The 20,713-nt window shown below is 71.7% G+C and carries 18 protein-coding genes and 1 tRNA gene; 5 read left to right on the plus strand and 14 right to left on the minus strand.

Annotated features, from left to right (window positions below; all coding sequences use genetic code 11):
- Positions 1 to 24: 24 nt before the first annotated feature.
- Both OG627_RS24825 and OG627_RS24830 read right to left on the minus strand, forming a co-directional pair.
- A complete protein-coding gene (locus tag OG627_RS24825; protein WP_443073534.1) occupies positions 25 to 1,419 on the minus strand; it encodes a hypothetical protein in 1,395 nt (464 codons plus the stop codon).
- A gap of 74 nt (positions 1,420 to 1,493) precedes the next feature.
- The gene (locus tag OG627_RS24830; protein WP_329072949.1) at positions 1,494 to 2,225 is read right to left on the minus strand and encodes a DUF4097 family beta strand repeat-containing protein; all 732 of its coding nucleotides are present in this window, start codon (positions 2,223 to 2,225) and stop codon (positions 1,494 to 1,496) included.
- A 304-nt stretch (positions 2,226 to 2,529) separates the two neighbouring features.
- Between OG627_RS24830 and OG627_RS24835 the strand changes: the two genes are divergently transcribed.
- Together OG627_RS24835 and OG627_RS24840 are read left to right on the plus strand one after the other, a co-directional pair.
- Positions 2,530 to 2,601 (plus strand) — tRNA-Val (locus OG627_RS24835).
- A 195-nt stretch (positions 2,602 to 2,796) separates the two neighbouring features.
- Positions 2,797 to 3,249 carry a hypothetical protein gene (locus OG627_RS24840; protein ID WP_329068625.1) on the plus strand — a complete coding sequence of 151 codons (453 nt, stop codon included), beginning with the start codon at positions 2,797 to 2,799 and terminating at the stop codon, positions 3,247 to 3,249.
- Between the two features lie 66 nt (positions 3,250 to 3,315).
- On the opposite strand, the gene OG627_RS24845 is transcribed toward OG627_RS24840, so the two are convergent.
- From OG627_RS24845 to OG627_RS24870, 6 genes are all read right to left on the minus strand, one after another.
- Positions 3,316 to 3,711, minus strand: a complete 396-nt coding sequence (locus OG627_RS24845) for a hypothetical protein (RefSeq protein WP_329068627.1) — start codon at positions 3,709 to 3,711, stop codon at positions 3,316 to 3,318.
- Between the two features lie 68 nt (positions 3,712 to 3,779).
- Complete coding sequence (locus tag OG627_RS24850) at positions 3,780 to 5,576, minus strand: hypothetical protein (protein ID WP_329068630.1); 1,797 nt, start codon at positions 5,574 to 5,576, stop codon at positions 3,780 to 3,782.
- Positions 5,577 to 5,690: 114 nt separating this feature from the next.
- Positions 5,691 to 7,988 (minus strand): beta-glucosidase family protein, encoded by a 2,298-nt coding sequence (locus OG627_RS24855; RefSeq protein ID WP_329072951.1) that lies wholly within the window; start codon positions 7,986 to 7,988, stop codon positions 5,691 to 5,693.
- A gap of 107 nt (positions 7,989 to 8,095) precedes the next feature.
- Positions 8,096 to 8,875 carry a carbohydrate ABC transporter permease gene (locus OG627_RS24860; RefSeq protein WP_329072953.1) on the minus strand — a complete coding sequence of 260 codons (780 nt, stop codon included), beginning with the start codon at positions 8,873 to 8,875 and terminating at the stop codon, positions 8,096 to 8,098.
- A 116-nt stretch (positions 8,876 to 8,991) separates the two neighbouring features.
- Positions 8,992 to 9,939 carry a carbohydrate ABC transporter permease gene (locus OG627_RS24865; RefSeq protein WP_329068632.1) on the minus strand — a complete coding sequence of 316 codons (948 nt, stop codon included), beginning with the start codon at positions 9,937 to 9,939 and terminating at the stop codon, positions 8,992 to 8,994.
- A gap of 14 nt (positions 9,940 to 9,953) precedes the next feature.
- Positions 9,954 to 11,252, minus strand: a complete 1,299-nt coding sequence (locus OG627_RS24870; protein WP_329068634.1) for an extracellular solute-binding protein — start codon at positions 11,250 to 11,252, stop codon at positions 9,954 to 9,956.
- Between the two features lie 155 nt (positions 11,253 to 11,407).
- Here OG627_RS24870 and OG627_RS24875 point away from each other — a divergent pair, with 155 nt between their 5' ends.
- Positions 11,408 to 12,466 carry a LacI family DNA-binding transcriptional regulator gene (locus tag OG627_RS24875; protein WP_329068636.1) on the plus strand — a complete coding sequence of 353 codons (1,059 nt, stop codon included), beginning with the start codon at positions 11,408 to 11,410 and terminating at the stop codon, positions 12,464 to 12,466.
- Between the two features lie 341 nt (positions 12,467 to 12,807).
- The gene (locus OG627_RS24880) at positions 12,808 to 13,038 is read left to right on the plus strand and encodes a DUF2277 domain-containing protein (protein WP_329068638.1); all 231 of its coding nucleotides are present in this window, start codon (positions 12,808 to 12,810) and stop codon (positions 13,036 to 13,038) included.
- On the opposite strand, the gene OG627_RS24885 is transcribed toward OG627_RS24880, so the two are convergent.
- From OG627_RS24885 to OG627_RS24900, 4 genes are all read right to left on the minus strand, one after another.
- Positions 13,027 to 13,674, minus strand: a complete 648-nt coding sequence (locus OG627_RS24885) for a DedA family protein (RefSeq protein ID WP_329068640.1) — start codon at positions 13,672 to 13,674, stop codon at positions 13,027 to 13,029. The two genes, OG627_RS24880 and OG627_RS24885, sit on opposite strands and share 12 nt — an antisense overlap.
- A 190-nt stretch (positions 13,675 to 13,864) precedes the next feature.
- A complete protein-coding gene (locus tag OG627_RS24890; protein WP_329068641.1) occupies positions 13,865 to 14,308 on the minus strand; it encodes a DoxX family protein in 444 nt (147 codons plus the stop codon).
- Between the two features lie 66 nt (positions 14,309 to 14,374).
- Positions 14,375 to 16,465 (minus strand): FAD/NAD(P)-binding protein, encoded by a 2,091-nt coding sequence (locus tag OG627_RS24895; RefSeq protein WP_329068643.1) that lies wholly within the window; start codon positions 16,463 to 16,465, stop codon positions 14,375 to 14,377.
- Between the two features lie 325 nt (positions 16,466 to 16,790).
- Positions 16,791 to 17,444, minus strand: a complete 654-nt coding sequence (locus OG627_RS24900; protein WP_329068645.1) for an HNH endonuclease family protein — start codon at positions 17,442 to 17,444, stop codon at positions 16,791 to 16,793.
- A 450-nt stretch (positions 17,445 to 17,894) separates the two neighbouring features.
- Between OG627_RS24900 and OG627_RS24905 the strand changes: the two genes are divergently transcribed.
- Positions 17,895 to 18,632 carry an ABC transporter permease gene (locus tag OG627_RS24905; protein WP_329068647.1) on the plus strand — a complete coding sequence of 246 codons (738 nt, stop codon included), beginning with the start codon at positions 17,895 to 17,897 and terminating at the stop codon, positions 18,630 to 18,632.
- Positions 18,633 to 18,671: 39 nt separating this feature from the next.
- Here OG627_RS24905 and OG627_RS24910 read toward each other — a convergent pair whose 3' ends face one another.
- Complete coding sequence (locus tag OG627_RS24910) at positions 18,672 to 19,325, minus strand: HAD-IA family hydrolase (RefSeq protein ID WP_329068648.1); 654 nt, start codon at positions 19,323 to 19,325, stop codon at positions 18,672 to 18,674.
- A gap of 122 nt (positions 19,326 to 19,447) precedes the next feature.
- Positions 19,448 to 20,467 (minus strand): peptidoglycan-binding protein, encoded by a 1,020-nt coding sequence (locus OG627_RS24915; RefSeq protein ID WP_329068649.1) that lies wholly within the window; start codon positions 20,465 to 20,467, stop codon positions 19,448 to 19,450.
- Positions 20,468 to 20,713: the final 246 nt, after the last annotated feature.

The raw sequence follows: 20,713 nt of genomic DNA on the forward strand, positions 1-20,713 counted from the left end.
AGCCGCAGACCGTACCCCGGCCGGTCAGCCTCCCGCGCCCCGCTCCTCGCGGATGTCCGAGACGACCCGGGCGGCGGTGTTCCGTACCGCCTCCGTCTCGGTCAGGAACTGCCAGTAGTCGGGATGGCGGCCCTCCAGCGCGGCGACCGCCCGGTCCAGCCTGCCCACGGAGTCGTCCAGCGGACGGGCGTGCCGGGGCTCGGGGGTGTGCCGGCCGGTCATGGCCAGGCGCTGGGCGTCCCTGATCGCGAAGCGCGTACGGTCGATCTCCTGCTGCGGGTCCTTCGACACGGCGTTCAGCCGCCGCAGCCGGTCACCGGCGGCGGACACCGCCTCGTCCGTACCGTTCAGCAGCGCGCGTGCCGTGCTGAGCCGCGAGGTCGCGTCGGCCCAGCGCTGCTCCTCGCGCGCCTTGCCGGCCTCCTTGAGCTTCTCCTCGGCCTTCCGGACGCTGCTCGCCGCCTGTTCAGGGACCTGCTGGAGGTCCTGCCAGCAGGCGGCGGTGAAGCGGCGCCGCAGCTCGCTGAGGACCGGGGCGACGGTGCCCGCCCGGGTCGTCAGGGCCTGGGCGCGGGTACGGAGCGACACGAGGCGCCGGTCGATCTCCTGGGCGCGCTCGGGCAGCCGCGCCGCCTCCGCCCGTACGGCCTCGGCGGCGTGCAGCACCTGCTCGGCGCGCTGGAGCGTCTCCGGCACGCCGTGCTGTCCGGCGCCCTGGTTGAGCCGGGTGAGTTCGGGGCCGAGGGCGGCGAGCCGGGCGGCGAGATCGTCCGCCCGCAGTCCGGCGCCGCGCACCGCGTCGAGAGCGTTGCTCGCGGCGAGGAGCGCCGCTCGCGCCCGCTCGACGGCGGGAGCGAGCCGGGCGAGCTGCGTCTCGGCCTTGTCGAGGAGCGGCCCGAGGCTCTGGGCGAACCGGTCGAGGTCGCCCTTGACCCGGTTCAGCGCGTCCTTGGCCGCCGCCAGCTCGTCGCGCGCCTTCGACGCTGCCGATGCCTCCAGGTCGTCGCGGTCCAGGTCGTGCGCGTCCACCGCCTCGATGTAGCCGTGGCTGGCCTCGTCGATCCGCTGCCCCAGCGCGGTGAAGTCACCGGCGGCCTTGCGGGCGGCGGGCGAGCCGTCCACGGCCGTGATCGTCTCTATGGAGATCCGCAGATCGCGCTGGGCCGTGTCCAGCTCGTAGAAGGCCGCCGCCGCCGCGTCCTTGGCGGCCTGGGCATCGGCCCGCAGGCTCTCGGACCGGCCGCCGAACCAGCGCCGGGTCCCTCCGCCCGCGAAGGCGGCCGGCGCGGAGGCCACCAGCAGGGGCACCGGGAGCAGCATCAGCGTGAGGACATCCGTGAGGACACCACCCGCGGCACGCGTCTTCGCTCTCGCTCTCACAACCGCCTGCGGCTGCGCGTGCGCGTGTGTCGCCGTCACATCCCTCTCCCGTGCCGAGATCCGTCATGGCCTGGTTCATTCTCCCACCAGGTAGTGACGAACACACGGGCCGGTTAGTTCGCGCTTCGCACAGTGACCTTCCCGTTGTCGGTGCGGGCCTTCACCACGTGGGCGCTGTCCTTGTCGTTCGGCACGTCCACGTCGACGGAGCCGTTGTCGCTGGACGTCGTCACGGCGTACGAGACGGCCGAGCCGTCCGGGCTGTCCGGGCCGGACCGGGGCAGCTCGATCTCGATCCTGCCGTTGTCGCTGCTGGTGTCCACGCTGTCGGGCACCTCGGCCAGCCCGAGCCGGATCGCCCCGTTCTCCGTCTTGGCGGTCACGGCCCTGGCGGAGACGCCGCGTGCGGTGATGGAGCCGTTGTCGCTCCTGAGGTCGAGCGGTCCGCCGGAGTCCTTGACGTTCACCGCGCCGTTGTCCGACGTCACCTTGAGCGCGGTGTCGAATCCGGTCGCGGTCACCTTCCCGTTGTCCCCGTGCACCGTCACCGCGACCCCGCGCGGCACCTTCACGTCGTGGCGGGAGGAGCAGTCGCTGGCGATTCCGCTGCACTTCACCTTGAGCGTGAGCGTGTCACCGTCCATCTTCCACACGCCCTTCGGCCCGCTCCCGGCGAACACCCAGCCGTCGATCTGCCGGGACACCTCGACCGACTTCACATCGGCGGGTACGAGATCGATCTCCGCGTTGCCGGCCTCGATGGTCAGCGACTTCCCGGCGAGGTCGAACGACTTCTTCTCCACGGGCGCGCCCGACGGATCACTCCCGCACCCGCCCATGGTCATCGCGACGATCACTGCCCCGCCCGCCGCGACGAGCGCGCGCGTGCGGTTCCGGCTTCCGGCCACGTTGGGGTCCCCCCGAATGTCCGTACGTGGTGTGCGTACGTGTTGTCCGTGTGCGTTGGCTGTACGTCTTGCCTGCGCGCCTGGTCCGCGCCTGTTCGCTCCTTCACCTTAGGAACGAAAGCCCCCGGCTCCGATCCGGCCGCCCACCCTCTCCGGGGTAGGGATATCCCCCTCCCCGGGCAGGGCGCGACGCGGTTTGCGGCGGGGCCCCATCCGCCATGTACGCTGTTCCCTCATCCACGGGTGCGTAGCTCAGGGGTAGAGCGCTGCTCTTACAAAGCAGATGTCGGCGGTTCGAAACCGTCCGCGCCCACAGCGGTAATCAGCAGGCGAGAGGCCCCCGACCGGTCATGGTCGGGGGCCTCTCTCGATATGTACGTCTCAGCTCAAGGACGTTGCGGGCGGAAGTCCCCGGCGGGAGGATCAGTGGGCGAGTCGCGATCCTCCGGCCCCCGAGCCGCGCGGATGCCGGTTGGGTGCGCGGGGCCGAGCGGAACTAGGGAGCTGTATGGGACGGGTACGGGGCCGGGTCCGGGTGCTGGGCGGTGTGCTGGCGGTGGCGCTGGTGTCGGTGGGGTGCGGCGCGTCTGCGGTCGCCGAGGACGACCGGGATCCCTCGGGCAGGGAGGCGAAGCCGGTGCCGTGCGCGGAGGCCATGGAATTCGCCGACCTGGGTGGACTGCCGGAGGGGGCGAGTGAGGCCACCTGCGTGACCATGAGCGCGCTGGACACGTACTACGACGTCGGATTCCGCATCCCTCGGGCCGACTTCGACACCTGGCTGGCCGCGGCCCATCCCGGTACGAAGCTGACCCCGTCCTGTGCCGGCGAGCACGTCGACGCCTGTGCCCAGATCCAGCTGGATCCGCCCGCCGAGGGAGGCGCGGTGGCGATCGACGTGCGTGTGGAGAACAAGGAGGGGGGCAACGCCCTCGTGCACCTCCGGCCCTTCAACACCTGAGCGACCTGGGAGACCCGGGAGACCTGGTCCGCTCGACCCCCGCCGCGGCGTCGCCCCCCCCTCGCGTCAGCCGCCCGCGATCGCCCGCACGCTCTCCTGGGCCGACGCCACCAGCCCGAGCAGCGCCGTCGCGCTGCCCACCAGGGTGCGGAGCCGTTCCAGGCGGCCGACGATGCGGTCCTGGTCCACCTCGTCCGCCGCGAGTTCCTCCTCGATCGCGTCGGCCTCCTCGCGGGCCTCCGACCGTCGCCCGGCCGGAAGTTCGGCGTCCGCCAGGAGGCGTCTCAGCTCGCCGACGGCGTCCAGGGCCGCGCGAACGGCCTCGGCATCGGCGGCGCTCGCCGCGCCGACCGTGTGGTGGGCGGTCGCCGACGCGTTGCGGCCCGCCGCCAGGGCGCTCCCGCTCACCTGCGCGTGACCGCTCAGTACGATGCCCTCGTTCACCTGCGGGCCCTCGCCCATGGAAAGCTCCCCTCACTTCGTCGTTGTCGCTGGAGTGGTCGCGGAGTGGTCGCCGGAGTCGTCGCGTGTCAGCCCGCGCCCGCGCCCGTACCCGCGCCGCCCCGGCCACCGCCGGCGCCCCCGGCCGGCCCCAGTCCCGTCGCCGTCGCCTTCGCTCCCGGGCCCGCCGCGATGCTGCCGGTCACGGAACCGCCGTACATCATCACGCCGTTGTTCAGGATCGTCGTCCTGCGCGCGTCGAGGTCGCTCACGTCGAGTTCGTGCTCGGCGAGGAAGTTCATGACCGAGCCGAGCACCTGCAACTCGACCTGCTTGCCCGCCCTGCTCACATCGACGAGCTGGAAGAAGTTCCGGTACTCGGTGGACGCGGCATCCTCACGCAGGCTGTTCCGCGCCCCGAAGTCGTAGCGCCTGTCGTGTTCGAGGGCCCAGCGCTCCTCCTTCTCCCAGCGCTCCCGCTGCCGTCCCGCGCCCAGCTCGGCGAGCACATGGGGGACGGACGCCAGCAGCACACCGGTCGCCGAGACCGCCGACTCGGCGGCCCGCTGCGCGCCCTCCTCGGCGCTCTCGGAGGTGTGGAGGGAGTCGGCCACCCGGAACATTTCCCTGACCGGTGCCAGCACCCTGGTGTCGGACTGAAGGTAGAGCGTGCCCCCGTTGACCGAGACCTGTACGAACACGGTGAGGACCAGGTCGGTGTCCCAGCTGCGGATCTGGACGCAGAGGCAGTGCCTGACCGGCCCGTCGACGAGCCCGCGCGCCGCGGTGATCCGCTCGTCGGGCAGCCGGTCGGTGGGGCGCTTTCCGCCGGGCTTACCGCCGCCGGGCCAGATCTCCTCCTGGGGCGCGAGCCGGGTGGTGAGCAGCGCCGAGCCGTGTACGAAGACCTTCTCCGAGACCTCCAGGCCGACGATGCCGTCCGCCGAATCCGGCGACTGCGCCCGCAGCTCCGCGAGGTCGGCGCTCAGCCGCTCCACCAGCTCGGAGGAGCCGAAGGGAACCGGCGGTGGGCGCTGCCCGCTGCCCGGCTTCCAGCCCTCCGGCACCAGCCGGTTCGCGAACGACCAGGAGCTGAACTGCACCCCCGACCCGACGAACGGCGAATAGCCGCTGTACGCGACGAAGTTGGAGTGGTCGGCCACGTTCCTCGACGCCCGCCGGTGGGTGGGGCCGAGCTTCTCCCGTACGACCTCCCAGGCGGCGACGCGCTGCCGCCAGGTGTAGTACCAGGGGCAGCCGATCAGCAGCAGCAGTCCCAGGATGTACGTGAAGAAGAAGCCGGGCGGCGACCACAAGTACCGCTGGCCGAGTTGGCCGGCGAAGAACAGCACGACGGCCTGGGCGAGCAGCGGCGCGGCGATGGTCGTGACCGTGGAGCCCTGGGGCTTGGTCAGGTGGACCCGCCCCGCCGAGGTGCTCTGCGGGTACACACCGCGAGCGCCCGACTTCCGCCGGGACGAGCCGGTCATGATCCCGCCGATGATCCCCGAGACGAACACGTAGACCACCGTGGTCGCGGGGGAGATGACCAGGGCGAGCACGAACGCCGCGCTCACCCACCGGTCCCGTACGCGCAGATCGCGCAGGGACGCCTCGGCGTGCTCCCGCACCTCGTCGAGATCCACCCCGTACGACGGGGCGCGCGCCCGGATCCGTTCGAAACGGGTCTCGTCCACCACTCTGCGCGCGAAGTCCTCGTAGAGGCGCACGCCCGTGCACAGATAGCGCGTGGCGGAATTCCGCTGCTCGGCGGCCCGGACCGGGGCCGCGTCGGCGGGCCGACGCGGCAGGCCGGGCGCCTGCCCCGGGACGAACGACTCCGAATTCTGCACGTCCTTGCCGCTGTTCATCGGCGATACGCCCATGCTGTCCCCCTGCTGATCCCTCCCGTACTGTGACCTGATAACGCCCCCGGGAACAGTCCGGAGATCCGCAACCCCGGGGCGCACAGGAGCACTTGGGGCGCATGAAGAGCGCAGTCAGCGGGAGTGGGGATCGCGCGCGACGGTGAACCGCGCGTGCAGCCTCCTCGTGTGGTCGACCTGCCGTACGGGACCGGTCAGGGTGACGGCGGCGGTGAGCCGTACGTCCGTACTGGAGGCCGCCAGCCTCAGTTCCAGCGTGCCCGGTTCGACGATCCGGCGCCCGGCCCGGCCGGTGAAGGAGGCGAGGTCGGCCGGGACGCTCACCGCGATCCGGGCCCGCTCGTCGGGGGCCAGCGGCAGCCGCAGATAGCCGATCAGGCGCTGGACCGGCTGCACGACCGAGGCGACGGGGTCGTGCAGATAGAGCTGGACGACTTCGGTGCCCGCCCGGTGGCCCGTGTTGCGGACGGTGAAGGAGAGTTCCACCGTGCCGTCCGTGCCCGCGCTCCCGTCCGCCGTCAGCTCCGACCAGGTGAAGGACGTGTACGACAGCCCGTGCCCGAAGGCGAAGTCGGGCGTGGGGTCGATGTTGGAGACGTCGTTGGCCCGGGCCAGCGGAGCGGCCAGATACGTGGACGGCTGGGTGCCCGCCAGCCGGGGGACGCTCACCGGGAGCCGGCCCGAGGGTTCGACGCGGCCGCTGAGCACCCGCGCCAGGGCCGGGGCGCCCTCCTGGCCGGGGAAGAAGGACTGCACGACGGCTGCCGCCCGGGTGGCGGCCGGACCCAGCGCGTACGGACGCCCGGCCAGCAGGGTCACCACCAGCGGAGTGCCGGTCTCGCTCGCCGTGTCGAGCAGCGTGTTCAGCAACTGGCCCTGGGCGCCGGGAAGTTCCATGCTCTGCGCGTCACAGCCCTCCCCGCTGGTGCCGCGCCCGAAGAGGCCCGCGCGGTCGCCGAGGGCGGCGATCACGATGTCCGCGTCACGGGCCACCCGTACCGCCTCGGCGAAGCCGTCCGTACCACCGGTGTCGATGCCCGTACCGGCCACCGACACCACCTCCGCGCCCGGGAACTCGGCCGCCAACGCCTCGTGCAGTGTGGGAAGTTCGATGCCCACGGGAGTGGCGGGGTGCTGGGAGCCGACGTGGACGGGGAAGGAGTAGCAGCCGAGCACCGCCGTGGGGGTGCCCGCCTGCGGGCCGATCACCGCGATCCTGGCCGGGCCGCCCGCCAGCGGCAGCGTCCCGTCGTTGCGCAGCAGGATCACCGAGCGCTCGGCGAGACGGCGGGAGATGTCCCGGTGCGCGCGGGAGTCCAGCGAGACGGTGCCGCGCAGCGCGGCCGTGTCGTCGGTGTCCTTGCCGGCGAGGGCCGTCGGGCGCGGCGTCCACTCCGGGTCGAGCAGCCCGAGCCCGGCCTTCTGGGTCAGCACGCGGCGCAGCGCCCGGTCGATCGTCCCGGTCGGCAGCCGCCCGGCGGCCACCGCCTCGCGCAGCGGCTCCCCGAAGGTCTTGACGGTCGGCAGCTCCACGTCCACGCCCGCGCCGAGCGCCGCCGAGGCCGCCTCGCCCCAGTCGGCCGCCACCCCGTGCAGGGTCTTCAGGAAGCCGATCCCGAAGTAGTCGGCGACCACGGTGCCCTCGAAGCCCCAGACGTCCCGCAGCAGTCCGGTCAGCAGCTCGTCGCTGGCCGCGCACGGCACGCCGTCGATGTCGTTGTACGCGTGCATCACCGACCGTACGCCGCTCTCCCGCACCGCCATCTCGAACGCCGGCAGGATGACATCGGCCAGCTCTCTGGCGCCCATGCTCACCGGCGCGAGATTGCGGGCGCCGCGCGAGGCGGAGTACCCGGCGAAGTGTTTGAGCGTCGCCACGATCCCGGCGGCCTCCAGGCCCTGGACATAGGCCGTGGCGATCGTCCCCACCAGATAGGGATCCTCGCCGATGGTCTCCTCGACCCGCCCCCAGCGCGCGTCGCGCACCACGTCGAGCACGGGGGCCAGCCCCTGGTGCAGCCCCACCGACCGCATGTCGCGGCCGATCGCGCCCGCCATCTCCCGCACCAGCCCGGGATCGAAGGCGGCGCCCCAGGACAGCGGGACGGGGTACGTGGTCGCTCCCCACGCCGCGAAGCCCGCGAGGCACTCGTCGTGGGCCATCGCCGGGATCCCGAAGCGGCTCGCCGCGACGATGCGTTCCTGCGTACGCATCAGGGACAGCGCGCCCAGCGCCGGATCGACGGGCACCGTACCGAACGGGCGGGTCAACTGGCCCAGTCCGTGGGGGAGAAGCTCGTCCAGCGTGGGCGGCGCCTCCATCTCGTGCTGGTGCGGGGCGACTTCGGCACCGTCGGCGGACGCGCCGGCCCACAGTCCGTACAGCTGGGCGAGCTTCTCCTCCGTGGTCATGGCGGAGATCAGTTCCTCGACGCGCCGGGCCCGTGCGGCGGCGGTGCTGCCGGTCGGCGCGGTGGTGGTGCTGGTGGTGGTGCTTGTTCGGGTGCTCATGTGGGCGATCACTTTCCTCCGACCCCCATGAGCCCCTGGACCAGGGCACGGCGGGCGAACAGGTAGACGAGCAGGACGGGCACCGTGGACAGGACCACGGCCGCCAGCAGACCGGGGATGTCGATCCCGTGCTCGGTCTGGAAGTTGTACAGCCCGAGGGTGAGCACCTTGGTCTCCTCGGACTGGGTGAGCACGAGCGGGAACAGGAAGCCGTTCCACGCCTGGAGCGCGGAGAACACCACGATGGTCGCCAGCCCGCCCCGGGACAGCGGGACGACGAGCTGGAAGAAGACGCGGCGGGTGGTGGCGCCGTCGATGGCCATGGCCTCGAACAGCTCGCCGGTGATGTCGCGCATGGTGCCGGTGAGGATGAGCGCGCAGACGGGCAGACAGAACGCGGCCGTCGGCAGGATGACGCCGATGAGGTTGTCGTAGAGCCCGGCCTTGCTGATCACGTAGAACATCGGGACGATCACGGCCTGGGCCGGGATCGCCAGCCCCAGCAGAAAGAGCCGGAAGATCCGGACACTGCCCCGGCTCCGGCTCCGGACGATCGAGAAGGCCAGCGGCGGGACGAGCAGCAGCACGATCCCGACCACACTGGCGGTGACGATCAGGGTGTTGAGGAAGTAGAGGCCGAAGCCGTTGGAGAAGTCCTGCGTGTAGTTGGAGAGCGAGAAGGACCGGGGCAACGAGAGCGGCCCGTTCGTGCTGTACTCGATACGGCTCTGGACGGTCGCGCCGAGCATCACGTACAGCGGGAACGCGACCAGGCCGAGCCAGAGCAGGGCACCGAGCCCCGCGAGATAGTTGGGCCGCCCCTTCGTGACGGACCGCCTCTTCGTGTTCGTCGCGGACCGCCTCTCCGTGGCCGGCCCGGCCTCGGGAGCGGGCGTACGGCGCGTCACATGCCCTCCTTCGTGCCGGCCATCTTGTCGTAGCCCGAGATCCGCACCACGATCAGCGAGATGACCGTGGCCACCACGACCAGCAGCAGCGCGATGGCCGCGCCCTGGCCGAAGTCGAACTCCCTGAAGGCCTTCTGGTACATGTAGTAGGCGCTGATGCTGGTGTCCGTACCGGGGCCGCCCTGCGTCAGGATCAGTACGGTGTCGAAGGTGGTGAGCCCGCCGACCACCATGAGGATCACCGACGTGATGACCGAGTTGCGCAGCTGCGGCAGCGTGATGTGGAAGAACCGCCGCACCCGGCCCGCCCCGTCGATCGCCGCCGCCTGGTAGAGCACCTCGGGGATCGCGCGCGCCGCGCCCTGGTAGATCAGCGCGTGGAACGGGGTGAACTGCCAGGTCGCCACCAGGACGAGCACCGAGATCGCCCCGGTGCGCGAGCCCAGCAGATTGCCGTCCCCGAAGAGCCAGCGCGCCTGCGCCGGCACCCCGAAGTTGGGGTCGAGCAGCGCCCGCCACAGCACGGAGACGGCCGTGGCGGACAGCAGCAGGGGGACGAAGAAGACCGCCGACAGCACGGCCCGGTTGCGCTGCCGGCCGGCCGCCCAGACCCCGAGCAGGATGGCCAGGGGCGTCTGGGTGACCACGCCCAGACCGGTGAGCAGCACACTGAGCCAGAGACTCTTGATCATCACCGGGTCGTGGAGCAGCCCGGACCAGTTGTCGAGGCCCGCGAACCGGGGCGCCTCAAGGCCGTTCCAGCTCGCGAAGGACAACACGGCGACGAGTACGAGCGGGACGATCGCGAACAGGGTGAAGAACAGCGCGGCGGGCAGGGCCCAGCCGATCCCCGGGCGGGCGACCGTATGGGCGGAGGGGCCCCGGCCCGTCCGGGGGCGCTGCCGCTGCCGTTCGCCTTCCACCGGAGTGGTGAGAACAACCATGGCGGACGTCACTCTCACTCGGTGGACAGGGCCTGCATGGCCTTGATGAAGGCGTCCGCGTCGATGGAGCCGTTGAAGAACTGCTGGATGGCCTGCATCATCGGGGCGCTGGCGCCCGGCGGGTACGCCTGGTCCCAGGACAGCTGGAACGAGGTGGCCTTGTCGACCAGGTCGAACTGGTACTTCAGGTAGTCCGGGTTGTCGGCCGAGTCCAGGAACTTCACGGTGTTGGTCGTGGTGGGCAGGTTGCCGATGGCCAGCTGCGCCTTGACGAACTCGTCGGAGTACATGAGCTTGAGGAACTCGCCGATCGCGTCCGCGTGCTTGGTCTTCTTCAGCACCGAGTAGAAGTTGTTCGTGTTCCCGACGATGTCGGCCGGATCGCCCTTGCCCCCCTCGACGTTGGGGAAGCCGGTGTAGCCGAGGTCCTTCGCCGCGAAGTCGGGGTTGAGTTCCCGCTGCGTGGAGTACGCCCAGGACCCCATCAGCTCGAATCCGGCCTTGCCGGTGCTGAGCAGTGCGGGGGAGCCGTTGTCGGTGTACTTCACCGAGTCGTAGTTGGTGCCGAACGCGCCCGCGTCGACCAGCTCCTTGAGCGTGCTCAGCGCCTTCCTGCTCTCCGCGCTCTCCCAGGCCGCCTTGTCGCCCGCGATCGCCTTCTTGAACAGGTCGGGACCGGCCACCCGGTCGTACAGGTACTCGAACCACATCAGCGTCGGCCACTTGTCGGCGCCGCCCAGCGCGATCGGGGTGACGCCCTTGGCCTTGAGCTTCTTCACCGCGTCGAGCAGTTCGTCCCAGGTCTTCGGTGTCGTCGCCCCGGCGTCCGCGAGCACCTTCTTGTTGTTGAACAGCAGGACGGGCTGGGTGCCGCGCATCGGGACGCCGTACGCCTTCCCGTCCACCACAGCCGTGTTGAAGACGGACGGCAGGAACTTCGACTTCAGCTCCGGGTTCTTGGCTATCAGGTCGTCGAGCGGCAGCAGCAGGTTCGCCTTGACGAACGGCTGGATGGAGCCGCCGCCCCAGTTGAAGAAGACGTCGGGCGCCTGCGGGGTGGAGATGGTCGTCTGGAGCTTCTTCTGGTAGTCGGCCCCGGGGACGGTGTCCAGGACCGCCTTGACCTTGGAGGTCTTGTTGAAGGTCTCGACGATCCGCTTCTCCACCTTGTTCGTGGCGTCGCCGTAGACCAGTACGTGGAACTCCCCGTCCCCACCCGAGGAGCTGCCGCCACCGCCGCAGGCCGCCAGGCTCAGCCCGAGGGCGAGCGTGACGCCGGCGGCGACAGTTCGAGAAAACCGTGCACGAATCATCTTCGATCGACCTCTCGAAAGTATCGGCATCATTGCCGAAAGTATCTGGCGAGTGACCGTAGGACTCTCCCTCCGAGCGGTCAACAGTGCGGTCGTCGCGCTGCCAAACCGTTACCGACTTTCGGCGGACATCCAGGGCGCCTATCCTTCAGCCCATGCGTGATGAGACGAGTGCGGGCCGGGTCACCCTGGCCCAGGTGGCTTCGCAGGCAGGGGTATCTCTTTCGACAGTTTCGAAAGTCCTCAACGGGCGTCCCGATGTCTCCGCGCCGACCCGGGTCAAGGTCGAGGAGCTGCTCGACACCCACGGCTACCGCCGCTCCACGCCCGCCGCCCCCGAGGCGCCGCTCATCGAGATCGTCTTCCACGAGCTGGACAGCACCTGGTCGATGGAGCTGATCCGGGGCGTCCAGAACGTCGCGAAGGAGACCGGCCTCAGCGTCGTCCTCACCGAGACCGGCACCCGGCACTCCCCGGGGGCCGACTGGGTCGAGGGCGTTCTGCGCCGCCGTCCGCTCGGTGTGGTCCTCGTCTTCTCCACGCTCCCCGACGACCTCAAGAAGAAGCTCTGGTCGCGCGCCATCCCGTTCGTCATCATCGACCCGGCGGGCGACCCGGAACCCGACGTGCCGTCCGTCGGCTCCGCCAACTGGGCCGGCGGGCTCGCCGCCACCCGCCACCTCATCGAACTCGGCCACCGCAGAGTCGCCGTCATCACCGGCCCCGAGGACATGCTCTGCTCGCTGGCCCGGCTGGACGGCTTCCGCTCGGCCATGGGCATGGCGGGCCTGGAGACCGACCCGGCGCTGGTGCGCTTCGGCGACTTCCACGTACGGTCCGGCCACGCCCACGCCATGGAACTCCTGCGGGCCGACGACCGCCCGACCGCCGTCTTCGCGGGCAGCGACCTCCAGGCGCTGGGCGTCCTGGAGGCGGCCCGCGTGCTGGGGCTGCGCATCCCGGAGGACCTCTCGGTCGTCGGATACGACGACATCCCCCTCGCCCAGTGGTCCAGCCCCGCCCTCACCACCGTCCACCAGCCCCTCGTCGAGATGGCCGAGGAGGCCGCCCGGATGCTGCTGCGGCTGCGCCGGGAGGACCGCTCCGACCACGCCGACCGGGCCGAACAGGCCGACACCCGGATCGAGTTCGGCACCCGACTGGTCGTCAGGGACAGTACGGCGCGGCCGGCGGCGGGCGGGGCCGCGCGGTAGGGCCGGCCGTTCGTCAACATTAGCCAAAGGAACGTCCGGGGTCAGGTGGAGACGGACGGTGCGTGAAGAAGGACGCGCCGTCACCCGGCGTGATGTTTATCCGCGTGACGGGCGCTTGGCGTGTACAGATAAAGACGCGACGGTGTGCGTCGTCGCTCACGTCGAGTGATCTTGCCCCTCGTGTGCGGTGACGGGTGGGTGGCGAAAGGGTTTTCCTCCGACCGGTTCACGGTCTGCCTTCTGATCGATCGCGGGGTCTGCCCACCTCGTGGCACGGGGGGGGAGAGACTGGGCACGAGTTCCCCCGACGCGTAGCGCGTCCCCTGCGGCACACTGGAGGCATGTGCCGCAGTATCAAGACCCTCCGGCCGCCCGTCCTCCCCGAAGAGGCCACCGAGGAGGACATCCGGGCCGCCGCGCTTCAGTACGTACGCAAGGTCTCCGGCTTCCGGGCGCCCGCCGCGCACAACCGGGAGGTGTTCGAGCGGGCCGTGGACGAGATCGCAGCGGCGACCGCGCGGCTGCTGGACGGGATCGAGGTGCGGGGTGCGCGGGGCGGGTCAGGCGGGTGAGGCCGTCGGGCCGCTCGGGCGGCGGATGAAGTAGGCCGCCAGGGAGCCCGCGGCGAAGAGGGCCAGTACGGATATGGCCGTGCCGAACCAGGTCGCGCCCAGCCACTGGCCGCCGAGGTAGCCGAGACCCGCGCTGTAGCCCGTCCAGGCCACGGCGGCCAGCGCCGACCAGGGCAGGAACTCCTTCACCTTGCGGTGGGCCACGCCCGCGCTCAGGGAGACCACCGAGCGGCCGGCCGGGGCGAAGCGGGCGAGGACGACCAGGGCGCCGCCTCCGCCGCTGAGGGCGCTGCCGAGTCGTTCCTGCGCGGTGGTCAGCCGACGTGAGCGCGCGATGGTGCGCGCGACGCGGCCGTCCCTGCGCCGGGCCAGCCGGAAGGCGACCAGGTCACCGAGGACGGAGGCGATGAACGCGCACAGCATCACCAGGAGCAGCGAGGGCACTTCCTGCGGCACCTGAGCGACCTTGCCGGCCGCGCCCGCGACGGTGGTCGATCCCGCGGCGGCGGCCGTGGCCGCCGTGATGACCAGGACGCCGCTGGGCAGCAGGGGGAGGAATACGTCGAGCAGGACGGAGAGGGCGACGACGGCGTAGATCCATGGGCTGCCGGTCAGCGACCCCAGACTCTCCAACACCTCTGCACTTCCCGCCCGTTCGTCCCGTTGACAGCGCCTGGCCATCGCAGGGGAGCGGCAGTGGCGGCTGCAACCATACAGCGTACGCGTGTGCGGTACGGAGGATTTGGCCGGGGCACGACACGGCGGTACGGACGGCGATCGCCCGGCTCTCAGCGGGGGAGAGCCGGGCGATCGTACGCGGTGGCCGCTACGCGGAGACGGTCTCGCGGTCGTCCCGTACCTCCGGTGCCTCCTGCGCGGAGGCGCGCGAGGAGAACAGCTGGTCGAGGGCGAGCGCCCCCGGGCCGGTGAAGACGATCAGCAGGAACGCCCAGCAGAACATGACGGACAGCTCGCCGCTGTTCTCTATGGGGAAGAGGCCGTTCTCCTGGTGCACGGTGAAGTAGGCGTACGCCATCGAGCCGGAGCTGATCAGCGCGGCCACCCGGGTGCCGAGGCCGAGCATGATGAGCGCACCGCCGACCAGTTCGATGACGGCCGCGTACCAGCCCGGCCAAGTGCCGCCGGACACCGCTTCCTTGCCGAAGTAGCCGAAGAGCGAGGATGCTCCGTGGCAGACGAAGAGCAGACCGGTGACGATGCGGAACAGACCGAGCGCGTAGGGCTGGGCCTGCTGGAGACGTGTGTGCATGGGGGGTTGTACTCCTTCGATCAGGGGCGGACCGACGAGAAGCTCCGCCCCCAACGTTAGGCGTGCCTAATCAATGCTTGCAAGTTCAACATTTTGTCGGGGATCAATTCGCGTCGTCCGTTCCGCTTCCCCCGCCGCCCACGTTCGCAGTCCGGCACGCGCCACCGCGTCGGTGTCCGACAACATCACCGAGTCGACTCCGGGCCGCGCACCTGCGGCGGTCACCCAGTGCACTCCCTCCGTCGGCACGCCGATGGCGAACCTCCTTGAGTGCGGCCTGCCTTGACGGTCTATCAGGTAATAGGGGCGGTGCGTTACATCCAGCCCGCCGGTCTCGTAACCATCAAGTACATGCGGTCGGCACTGCCCGGTCTTGAGCAGTCGCGACAGCAACGGGTCGCAGCTGCGCCGCAGATCCGGTTCCGGCAGCCTGGCCTCCACCAGCGTCGTCGCCCGCACCGACGACCCCGGCACGTCGGGGGATTCGGCGGTGAACACACCGTCCTGGGCCCGTACGGTCGTCCTCGGGCCGATCACCTCCAGCACCCCGGCCTCGATCAGGGCGGCCATCTCCTCGATGCGGCGGCGCGGCGGCCCGATGGAGAGGAATGCGTTCAACGGCGTGTACCAGCGGTCGAGATGGTCGCGCCGGGAGGTGCCGGAGAGCCCGGAGTGGTCCACGATCTGCCGCAGTTCGTTGCGCAGATCGCGCAGCACGTCGAGGGCCGCCTTGACCGGGCCCGCCAGATTGCCGAGCACGGCGTGGGCGGCGTCCTCGCGCAGATGGGCCAGCAGCCAGGCGCGATGGTCGGCCGGGTCGCGGAAGGTCTCCGTGCCGTACGGCCGTGAGATCCGCTCCCACGACCAGCGGTCCGCCGCCGCGATGCCCGCGTCGTCGAGGACGGCGGCCTCCTGCGGGCTGCCGTGCGGCGCCGCGAGGAAGCGGTCGAGGAAGGGGGCGAGGAAGCACGCGTGCCCGGCCGCCGGTACGGAGGTGTGGCCGGGGGTGCCGGGGGTGTGGCCGGTGGCCCCGGAGGCGTGGCCGGTGGTCCCGGAGGGGCTCGCGCGCAGGTGCGCGGTGTAGAACACCGCCTCCACCTCCTTGGCGACCAGCGGCCATATCTCCCGCAGGAAGTCCGGCGCGTCACCCTCGTCCGCCCGCTTGCGGAACACCGCGATCACGTCCGGCGTCAGTACCAGCGGCTCGTGCCGCCCCGACGGCCCCTTCGCGTTGTCCCCGCGCGCCTGGTACGGCACCCCGCGCCGCGACCCCGCGTACAACTGCGGCTCCCGCCCCGACGGGTGGTATACGAGCACGCCCTCGGCGTCACGGGTGAACAGGCCACCGCGCCCCGCCGTCAGGAGCGCCATGTGATCGAAGAAATTCAGCCCGAGCCCGCGCAGCAGCACCGGCTCCCCGGCGGCGACGGCGGAGAGATCGACATCGGCCGGATTGGCGGGCGGCAGATAGCGCAGCCGGTGGCGCGCGGCGTACTCCGCCAGGGTCGCCTGGGTCTGGCCGGAAACCACCGGTAGATGGCCCTGCGCGAGGACAACGGCGCGGAGGCCGGAAATCGTCGTGCCATTGTCGAGGGTGAGTGTCTGGGTGGGATGGTGCGCGGCGGACGAGGGGGACTCTTCGCACGAATCGCCCGCGCCGCGCGCGGACCGCGCCGCCGGTGTGCCGGGTACGGGCCGCTCGGCGTCGTCATCCAGTCGTACCGCCAGCGCCCGGTGCACCTCGACCGTCACATTCTCCGGCGCCCCCTCCACCGTCCTGCGGAAGGCCCACTCCAGATAGCGGCCGTACGCGGCGCGGGTGGGGTAGTCGTCCGGGCCGAGGCGCTCGGCGGGGCGGGCCGCCGCCCACTCGTACAGGCTCGGCCCCGGACGTATCGGCCCCTCGCACGTCACGCTCTCGTCGGTGAAGACGGTCACCTGTGAGGCCACCGTGTTCATCAGCAGCTCGGGCGACTGGTCGGTGCGCCAGACGCGGCCCGCGCCGGGGGGAGCCGGGTCTATGAGATGCACGGTGAGCGGTATGTCCGGCGCCAGTTCGGGCACGGACGCGCAGAGTCTTTCGAGGACCGAGGTGCCGCGGGGGCCGGCGCCGACGACGGCGATCGAGTGGGGCGGAGACTGCCGTGCAGCGAACAAAGCTGTGACTCCCGGGGCATGGGGGTACGGGAAGCGGATGGTCCGCTCATCATGCCGTTGGTGCACCAGGAGTTCGAACCCTTGGGGGAAGGATCACGCGGTGTGGGAATGATCACCCGAGGGTGGAGTCGCCGGGGTGGCGGGGGTCTCTGCTGTACAGTGCCCCGCTTCGTGACGCTTGGTGCCCTCCGCGGGCGTGACGGAACGCCTACGGAGGGCTGTGGGGGGTGGTGGGTGGAGGGATGAGGTGGAGGAATGGTGGAGGGGGAGTGGTTGGAGGAGTGGGTGGGGGAGCGCGGGGAGGGGCGAGTGGAGGGGAGGCGGATCAGCAGCCGCTGAGCGCGCTGGTGAGCGCGGTCTTCTCTGCCGAGTCGACGGTCAGCTTGTAGTAGTACTTGACCTGCACCCAGGCCCGTACGTACGTGCACTGGTAGGCGGTGCGCGTCGGCAGCCACTTCGCCGGGTCGCTGTCGCCCTTCGACCGGTTGGAGCTGGCGGAGACGGCGATGAGCTGGGGGCGGGTCAGGTCGTTGGCGAACGCCTGGCGCTGGGCGGTGGTCCAGCTGCTGGCGCCGGAACGCCACGCCTCGGCGAGCGGCACCATGTGGTCGATGTCGAAGCTGGACGAGCTGGTCGTGGTGGCGCCGTCGTACTCCGAGTACCAGTTGCCGCTGACGGCCGCGCAGGCGGAGTCCTGCACCACGTTCGTGCCGTCGCGCTTCAGGACGACCTCACGGGTGTTGCAGGTGCCCGACTGGGTGATCCAGTGCGGGAACAGATCGCGGCTGTAACCGCTGGTGGAACCTTCCGCCTGCACGGTGAGCGTGCCGAGGTAGGTACGGGCCGTGGACGCGGCGACCGGCGTCGGCATGGCGGCCTGGGCGGCGGGGGCGACGACCAGGGTGGCGACGAGCGCGAGGGCCGCCGTGAGGAGGAGGGTGACGAAGCGAGGCATTCGACGCGCGTAGACACGTGACATGCGAACTCCCTTGGAGTGGGGGGAACCTGACATGGCGGTGTGGTGCGGAGTGGGGCCGTGCGGTGCTCTCGGCCCGGCCGCCATCGTGAGGGCGGTGGGTTTCCGGGGGATGGGCGCCAGGTAACAGCGTGGCGACATGTTCACGTCACATCAAGGGGTAATGGGTGTCCGGGACTTCCTGATGGGTGAGCAATTGGCGCTTATCCGGGCAAGGTTGGCGCGTGGGCGCGGGAGGGTGCGCCAGGGCGCGAGGGGATGCGCCGGTGGTTCCGGTGGTCCGTGCCGCTTCCGCGCCGGTTCCGCGCCTGGGTTCGGGCGGGGGTTCGCGCCTGGGTTCGGGTCGGAGGTCGGGCCGAGTTCCGCGCCGTGTTCCGCGCCGGGTTCCGGGCGTACGGGAAGCGGGCGTGGCCGGTCGCCGGACAACTGCCGCCTACCGCCTAAAGTGGGCCCGTGCTGCTGCGGGTCGATATCACGTTCGGGGTCGTACTCGGCCTGCTGCTGGTCGCCGCCGTGACCGTCGCCGCGCTCGCGCATCTCGGGCGGGGCCGGGAGATGGCCGTCGCCGGGGTGCGGGCCGCGCTGCAACTCGGCGCGGTCTCGCTGGTGATCGGGTGGGTGATCGGCTCCGTACCGCCGCTGCTCGGGTTCATCGCCCTGATGTACGCCGTCGCCGTACGGACCGCCGGGCGGCGCGTCACCCCGAACCGCACCTGGTGGTGGGCGGCCGTGCCCATCGCGGCGGGGGTGGCGCCGGTGATGGCCGCCCTGCTGCTCACCGGCGTCGTGCCGGCCAAGGGCATCGCGGTGATCCCCACCACCGGCATCCTCATCGGCGGCGCGCTCACCGCGACCGTACTGAGCGGCCGCCGCGCCCTGGACGAACTGCACGCGCGCCGGGGCGAGGTCGAGGCCGGGATGGCGCTGGGGCTGCTGGACCGCGACGCCCGGATGGAGGTGGCCAGGCCCGCCGCGTCGGACGCGCTGCTGCCGGGGCTCGACCAGACCAGGACGGTGGGGCTCGTGACGCTGCCGGGGGCGTTCGTGGGGATGCTGCTGGGCGGCGCGTCACCGGTGCTGGCGGGCGCGGTGCAACTGTTCGTGCTGGTGGCGCTGATGGCGGTGCAGGCGGTGGCGGTGAGCGTGGTGCTGGAGCTGGTGACGCGGGGACGGCTGCACCGCGAGGAGTGACCGCGAGGGGTGGCCGTGAGGGGCGTTCCCGCCCCGCCCTCAGGCGGCCACGACGTGCAGCGCGATGCCGCCCGCCGGCAGGGCTTCCACGCGCAGGTGCGTGAGATCCGGTACGTGTACGTCCGGGGCCATCGCCGCCGCGCGCGGTCCCACGCCCACCACCCGCATTCCCGCCGCCCGCGCGGCCAGGATCCCCGCCTCGGAGTCCTCGAAGACCACGCAGTCCCGCGGCTCGATGCCCAGCGTGGCGGCGCCGAGCAGGAAGCCCTCCGGGTCGGGCTTGCTCGCGGTGACGTCCTCCGCGGTGACCCGGATCTTCGGCATGGGGAGTGCCGCCGCGCCCATCCGGGCCTCGGCCAGCTCGACGTCGGCCGAGGTGACCAGCGCGTGCGGGAGGTCCGCCACGGCCGCCAGGAAGCCGGGGGCGCCGGGGATCGGGACCACGCCGTCGGTGTCGGCGGTCTCCTCGGCGAGCATGGCGCGGTTGTCGGCGAAGTTCAGCTCCATGGGCCGCTCCGGGAGCAGTACGGCCATCGTGGCGTACCCCTGCCGGCCGTGCACGACCTTGAGCGCCTCTTCCGGATCCAGTCCGTGCGCACTCGCCCAGCGCCGCCAGCAGCGCTCCACGGAGGCGTCGGAATTGACGAGCGTGCCGTCCATGTCCAGCAGAAGCGCGCGGGCGGTCAGGGGCATGGCTGGACTCCAGGGAGCGGGAGCGGCGGACCGCGCGGGGCGCGAGGCGGAACCAAGTGGCCCCGCCCGTCGGTCAGGGTGAACGGGCGGAACCACTTTGTTTCCACATTATACAAAGCGGCTCAGGTGCGGCCGGACCCGGGGCCCTGCTGTCCGCCCCGGCGCGCGTCCTGGCCCTGGCTCTGACTCTGGCCCTGGTTCTGGCCCTGGCTCTGTTCCTGCTCCGTCTCCGCCTCCAGGGCGCGCCGCGTGGCCGGGCCGTACTCGCCCAGGGTGTCGCCGCTGAGCTGCCGGGACCACTGGTAGACACGTACGGCGCTCTCCAGGTTCTGGTCGTACTGCCCGGTGGCCTCCCCGGTGAACAGCCACAGCCGCGTCAGCCGCTGCTGGAGGCCCGTGACCTCGGGCCCCGAGTCCCCGACCCGCAGGGTGGTGGTCTCCTCCACCGGAGCGGACTGCGGCGCGCCGGTGTCCGTCGCCGCTGGGGCGGCGGGTGCGGCGGACGCCTTGCCCGTGACGGAGGAGGAGGGGGAGGGGCGGGGCGCCGGGGAGGCGTCCGGGGCGTCCGCCGTCGTGCCCGAGGCCGGCGCCGAGACCGATGTGCCCGGCGCCGTACCGTCGCCCGGCGCGCCGGCCGTGCCGGGCGACGGTACGGCCGTGGGCGACGAGCCGCCCGGCTCCTTGTCGTCCCCCGACGGCAGCCAGGTGCTCGTCTCCTCCGGCGGAGCCACCCACTCCTCCCGGCCGTCCCCCGAGAACAGCCCCACGGCCACCGCGGCCACCGCGATCACCACGACCGCAGCGCCGATCGCGACCGCCCTGAGCGGTGCCCGGCTGGGCGGCGGCGTGTGCAGATCGGGGGCCGGGGGCTTGGCGGAGACACCGCGCCTCTCCGGGCCGAGGAGCGGCAGCGGGCCCGTGGCGCGGAACGCCTTGGGCACCGGCCTGCCGCTGTCCCGGCCCTCGTCCACGGGCAGCTGTACGTAAGGCCGGACGCGCAGCGGATCGAAGTCCTCCGTCGCCGCGGCCTGCGCGGAGCGCTCGGCCCGCAACGACCGCGCCGCGCGCTCCGCGCAGTCGCAGCCGGGTCCGCCCTCCGCGGCCGCTGGCGCACCGCATGCGGAACAGAGCTGTCCGGTCACCGTGGGTCCCCTCCCCTTGGGCTGCCGACGATTATGCAGTGCGTGTTCGTGCCACGTACGCACGTCCGGCCATCTCCGGCCCCGCGCGGCCCCGCCCGCAGCAGCCCATGAGCCCCGCCCACGACAGGCCGCGCGCCGCGCCCCACGACAGCCCGCGCGCCGCGCCCCACGACAGCCCGCGCGCCGCGCCGCTCGACAGGCCATAACCCGGCGCAGCGGCCAGGATGGAATCCGGCGGACCCGAGG

Origin of the sequence: Streptomyces sp. NBC_01429, from assembly GCF_036231945.1 — a bacterium.
Taxonomy (GTDB): domain Bacteria; phylum Actinomycetota; class Actinomycetes; order Streptomycetales; family Streptomycetaceae; genus Streptomyces.

What these genes read in the sequence shown, in the direction of transcription:
- OG627_RS24830 (WP_329072949.1), bottom strand. Translation starts at nt 2,225, where the DNA reads ATGACCATGGGCGGGTGCGGGAGTGATCCGTCGGGCGCGCCCGTGGAG.
- OG627_RS24855 (WP_329072951.1), bottom strand. Translation starts at nt 7,988, where the DNA reads ATGACCACGGAGGAGAAGCTCGCCCAGCTGTACGGACTGTGGGCCGGC.
- OG627_RS24900 (WP_329068645.1), bottom strand. Translation starts at nt 17,444, where the DNA reads ATGTCACGTGTCTACGCGCGTCGAATGCCTCGCTTCGTCACCCTCCTC.
- OG627_RS24890 (WP_329068641.1), bottom strand. Translation starts at nt 14,308, where the DNA reads ATGCACACACGTCTCCAGCAGGCCCAGCCCTACGCGCTCGGTCTGTTC.
- OG627_RS24850 (WP_329068630.1), bottom strand. Translation starts at nt 5,576, where the DNA reads ATGGGCGTATCGCCGATGAACAGCGGCAAGGACGTGCAGAATTCGGAG.
- OG627_RS24880 (WP_329068638.1), top strand. Translation starts at nt 12,808, where the DNA reads ATGTGCCGCAGTATCAAGACCCTCCGGCCGCCCGTCCTCCCCGAAGAG.
- OG627_RS24875 (WP_329068636.1), top strand. Translation starts at nt 11,408, where the DNA reads ATGCGTGATGAGACGAGTGCGGGCCGGGTCACCCTGGCCCAGGTGGCT.
- OG627_RS24910 (WP_329068648.1), bottom strand. Translation starts at nt 19,325, where the DNA reads ATGCCCCTGACCGCCCGCGCGCTTCTGCTGGACATGGACGGCACGCTC.
- OG627_RS24870 (WP_329068634.1), bottom strand. Translation starts at nt 11,252, where the DNA reads ATGATTCGTGCACGGTTTTCTCGAACTGTCGCCGCCGGCGTCACGCTC.
- OG627_RS24865 (WP_329068632.1), bottom strand. Translation starts at nt 9,939, where the DNA reads ATGGTTGTTCTCACCACTCCGGTGGAAGGCGAACGGCAGCGGCAGCGC.
- OG627_RS24840 (WP_329068625.1), top strand. Translation starts at nt 2,797, where the DNA reads ATGGGACGGGTACGGGGCCGGGTCCGGGTGCTGGGCGGTGTGCTGGCG.
- OG627_RS24845 (WP_329068627.1), bottom strand. Translation starts at nt 3,711, where the DNA reads ATGGGCGAGGGCCCGCAGGTGAACGAGGGCATCGTACTGAGCGGTCAC.